The sequence below is a fragment of the Neochlamydia sp. TUME1 genome (genome assembly GCF_000813645.1).
Taxonomy (GTDB): domain Bacteria; phylum Chlamydiota; class Chlamydiia; order Chlamydiales; family Parachlamydiaceae; genus Neochlamydia.
On the sequence record NZ_JRXI01000090.1, the window covers coordinates 1 to 4,587 of the forward strand.

Consider the following 4,587-nt stretch of genomic DNA (forward strand, 5'->3'; position numbering starts at 1 on the left):
ACTTCTGCCCTTTTTCATAAATCAGTAAGCGGTCACGGGGGTATAGGGCTTCAGATGCAATTCTGCAGGCATCCGTAAAGTCAAAAATGCTTGCAAATAGCAATTTTTCCATTGGCTGCGCTTTATGATTTACATTTATTCCTCAGCATCAATAATTTAAATAGCAATGCTCCCTCCCCCACCAGGGTGGAGTGGGCACTTACAAAAATCAAATTTTATTGCCAAGAGTTCTTACTTATTTATACTAACTGTTTTTATTGCTGTAAAATTTAAAGGTTTTTAAAAATTTATACTACTTTTAGTTGGGTTTTTTATTTTCAAGTTTGGTTGGATTTGTTTTTGGAAGTTTGTTATATTAAGGACTCGGCTACAAACTTAAGTTACAGGGAAACAGTAAATAATTTTAAAGTTATGAGCAATATTTTGAAATTAACACATCAAGGGAGGCTTTATGAAAAAATTAAATTTAATCCTTACAGCTTTAGGTGTAATCTGCTTTACATGTTTATCAGCAAGCGCTTTTTGTGCCACTCCTGGAAAGAAGATAGATGATGCTTTAGACAAAGGGAAAGTTAAATATAAAAAATTTAAAAATATTGTCAAAGATAAATATAGCGATGCTGTAGAAAAGAGTAAGGATAAACTCGATGAGGCAAAAGAAAAAGTAAAAGATAAAATTAATTCTACCAAAAAAAAGAGTTAGAAGCAAGACAGCAAAAAACCAAGATAACGTTGAGAAAAAGGTAAAATAGAGAAAAAGCTAAGGATTTTAATTATTAATGGGCAAGCTTTATATTTTGAAAGCTTGCCCTTAACTCATCTTTTTACTGTTCATCATTTTTCTTTCATTTATAAGATATCCTCACTTGCTAATCAGCTTAGACATAGAGTGGAGTGCAATAAAAGAAAGGCGGGGAAATTTCGAAATGCTTGTGATTTTAAAGCTTGCTAGCCTGTTCGTATTATAAAAAGAAGCAAGGCTAGCCTTTAAAATTGATGACAAGCGATCAACTTTTACATTTTCAGTTATTTTATTAAATGCTTTTCAAATATTTAAATCGCTAAATTCTAAATATTAAAGGAGGGGACCTGACCTCTAAAATGAAGAGGGCAAGTTATTGCCTTTTAAAATTATAACTTACACTAAATGATATTAACAATTATTTTATTTAGAGTACTGACTAGCTTTAATTGCGATAATTTGTTAGATTAGTAAATCTTTGGTGAAGGTAATTTTACCATTCAACAACTTCTAACTGCTTAGTATAATTTGAACTAAATTTGTTAACGGAGGTCTTTATGAAAAAACTAAATTTTGCCCTTACAATTTTAGGAGCTATTTGCTTGACATCTCTATCAGCAAATGCCTTTTGTGCTACTTTTTGTGCTACTACTCCAGGAGAAAAGCTAGATAATACTCTAGATAAAGTCCAAGATAAATATGAAAATATCAAGGAAAACGTAAGAGATAAATCTAAAGATTTTGGCGATAAAGCCCAAGATAAATACGAAGATATTAAAGATAAAACTAGAGACACTGCCGAAAAAATAAGAGATAAATCCAAAGATCTTGGTGATAAAGCCCAAGATAAATATGAAGATATTAAAGATAAAAATAAAGGCACCGCCGAAAAGATAAAAGATAAAGCTAAAGATATCGGTGATAAGATCCAAGATAAATATGAAGATATTAAAGATAAAGTCAGCGATAAAACTAAAAATATTGCTGATAAAGTCAAAGATAAAGTGAATAAGGGCGCAAGACATGCAAAAAAAGAATCTCATCGCGCAAGAAAACACTTGAAAAAAGCTGAGAAGAGAGCAGCTAAAGCTGAGAAAAAAGCTCAAAGAAGAATGAAAAAGTAAGCATCTTTCCTAAGTGGCAGGCTTTTATATCTAGAAGCCTGCCAAAATTTCTTCCCTTTAAAGTTAAAATTTTATCGATCTTGGCGTTATTCCCCCTTGTATATACTATTCATACAATTTTCCCTCTCATTGAAAGTTAAGCGAGTAATTCTACGCTTTAAAAAGCTTAGTCTGCATACCCAGCCCTCTGAAAGATGTCTCTCTGCTTAACAAGAGAGATTTTATAAAGTAGGTGACCGTATAAGGAGTAGCTCAAAAGCGTCTTCTAACTAACCTATAAGCCAGGGATGGAAAAAAATTGTATAGTCCTTTCTAAATAAAATATTTGAAAAAGAAAGCTTCAAAAAATAATTTAAAAAAAACAAAGGTTTTAGAATAGTTCGCTTGTGGATAAGTGTTTTACTAGGGAAGTGTAGTCAAAAAAGTAGACTAAGCAAGCACTAAAAAGAAGACATTTGAGCAAAGGTTTCTACTGCTTCTCTCCAAAGATCTAATTAATGGCTTTTCCAAAAAGGTAAACGAAAATAGTAAAATAGATAATTCCTATAGAAAATAGTAGCTGTTGGCTATGTAATCTATTTCTTAGTGTATAGCCTATAACAGGTAAGGCTTGCAGAGCATGAAGGCCAAAAAAATGTGAGGATGTTAGATAACCTCGAGAAGTATAATCTGCGAAGGGTAAGCCCCATCCGCTTAGTACTTGTCCCTGCCTCCAATACATATCCTGAAAAGCGATAAAACCGCCTTCTAAACAACTTAAAAGAAATATAACTAAACCTAAGCGAATCCCCCATAAATAAGCAGGGGAGCAAAGAGTAGTGGGTTGAAAAAATAAATATAAAATATAACTCGCAATAAGGGTATTAGCTACAATTAATAGATGAGAAAATAGGTATAGACACATACCATAGCAGATAGCAAGGGTTAAGGGTTGCTCTATGCTAAAATGATAAATTTTTCCTTGTATACTCTGTAGAACAATTACAAGCATTTCCATAAATATAAGCAGGGCTGTTAGCCGGCTTATAGCTAAAAACATTTTTGTAGAAATTTTCAAGTATACTAAAATCCATCCTATCGTCAAAAGATAAAGTCCGAAAGAAAAAGCGAATTTGATAGGCTTTATCCAAGGGATGGTCTCAGATGCTACAGTGGAACCTAAGGGGATTAAGCTTAATAAGAAAATTGCTAAAGCAAAGTTAAGAATTGCTAGATAGAAGAGTAGGGGATTGCGCTTTTTGCCTTCTCCTATAAAGTATTGCATAGTAAGTGTAAAAGATCTCATGTTCTCTCCAAAGATATCCTACACTTGTCATAAAAGAAATTTATTTAAAAGGAAATATTTTTATTAAGTTGCTTATCAAAGAATCTTTGAAAATAAGTCTTTTAATCATTGTAAATCCTTTAATTAGTGGAGATAGCACACTGACTGTCAAGTGAAGAAGCAATCAAAGCAGATGTTAAGAGCTTAGACAGACAAGGAAGGCATAAGAAACCCATAAAGTATTTTGCTCCCTAAATTTATAAAAACAAGGAGAAGAACCTTTTAATTGAAAGGTTAGTGCTAGGATCATTAAAGAAAAATTTCGGAATATAAAAGGGGAATTTTAGGGCACTACGATAAATTTACCATGCCCTTCCTTAATTAAAATGTAAATTATATGCTTTTGAGTTGCTTTTTAAGCACCAGTATACTTTATAAAATCATCCCATTAAGTTGAGATAAAGCCTTTTACAGAGGCAGGTATGTAGACTTAGCTTTTTAAAGCGTATTATTTAGTTAATCATCTAAGCATCTTATTTGCAAAGAATGGGCCAGAGTCGCTTGCCTATACAAATCATACATACAGCTTAAGAAACAACTTTTGGAGGTTAAATGAGTACATTAAGAAATCTAATCATGAGAGGTGAGTTGTGTGTAAGTTAGCTGCCTACATTCATCAAAAAATGGGGGGAGTGCAGTATATTTGCATCAAAATTCTTTATCACCAAGGTGACCGTTATAAATTTTCTGGCAGACGCTATATACATGCAGCTCGTAGGCAGCCTATACTTCCTGTTATCTAAAAAACTCTTTATATCCCGCGCTCGCTTACTTTTTTTATTATTATTAAAGCTCAAATTAATCTTAAGTTTCTTTAAAAACTAATTTTTGAAGCTGCCTACGCAAATTTATAGAAAAAATATTATTCCATCTTCCCCAATATAGTCATCGCTACCACGCTACAGAGTAGGAGTAAGGGAGTAATAGGTAAGGACTTATCTGCTGGTTGCTTAGAAGATTTTCCAGATAGTGTCAAATTTTCATCAGTAGCATAAGGATAAATTGTCTCCACTGCTTTCTCAGCTTGTTCTAGCACTGACCACTTGTAAAGGGAAGGAGATTTATAATGTTTAAGATGTTTATTTTTGTTAAGAACTTCTTCTTTATTAATATAATCTGAGATTTTAGACTGAATATCATGGAGTAAGCTATTAATTAATAAATTTTTTTCCTCTAAAGTTTTAATTTCTGAAATTCCTAAAGAGGTTGCTTTCTGTTTTACCATCTCTTCTTCAAGAGAAGGAGCAACAATTTTATAGAAAACTTCTCCTTTTAATACGTCAACTCCCATTTTCGCCCCCTAACTGTTTTTATTAATTAATTATCTGGATCTATTAATTAGATATAAGTTAAACCCATTTTAAATGCAATAAATATCATTGGTGCCTCAGGTGACT

5 protein-coding genes are annotated in these 4,587 nt (G+C 32.3%); 3 read left to right on the forward strand and 2 right to left on the reverse strand.

What is annotated here, in order from left to right; translation table 11 throughout:
* Positions 1-451 precede the first annotated feature (451 nt).
* Positions 452-703, forward strand: a complete 252-nt coding sequence (locus tag DB41_RS03965) for a hypothetical protein (RefSeq protein ID WP_039384580.1) — start codon at positions 452-454, stop codon at positions 701-703.
* A gap of 596 nt (positions 704-1,299) precedes the next feature.
* The gene (locus DB41_RS10640; protein WP_052243877.1) at positions 1,300-1,866 is read left to right on the forward strand and encodes a YtxH domain-containing protein; all 567 of its coding nucleotides are present in this window, start codon (positions 1,300-1,302) and stop codon (positions 1,864-1,866) included.
* Between the two features lie 490 nt (positions 1,867-2,356).
* Here DB41_RS10640 and DB41_RS03975 read toward each other — a convergent pair whose 3' ends face one another.
* On the reverse strand, positions 2,357-3,151 hold the full coding sequence (locus DB41_RS03975; RefSeq protein ID WP_039384582.1) for a hypothetical protein: 795 nt from the start codon (positions 3,149-3,151) through the stop codon (positions 2,357-2,359).
* A 629-nt stretch (positions 3,152-3,780) separates the two neighbouring features.
* Between DB41_RS03975 and DB41_RS11615 the strand changes: the two genes are divergently transcribed.
* A complete protein-coding gene (locus DB41_RS11615) occupies positions 3,781-3,933 on the forward strand; it encodes a hypothetical protein (RefSeq protein WP_155117574.1) in 153 nt (50 codons plus the stop codon).
* Positions 3,934-4,052: 119 nt separating this feature from the next.
* Here the strand turns inward: DB41_RS11615 and DB41_RS03980 are convergent, their stop codons facing one another.
* On the reverse strand, positions 4,053-4,481 hold the full coding sequence (locus tag DB41_RS03980) for a hypothetical protein (protein ID WP_039384583.1): 429 nt from the start codon (positions 4,479-4,481) through the stop codon (positions 4,053-4,055).
* Positions 4,482-4,587: the final 106 nt, after the last annotated feature.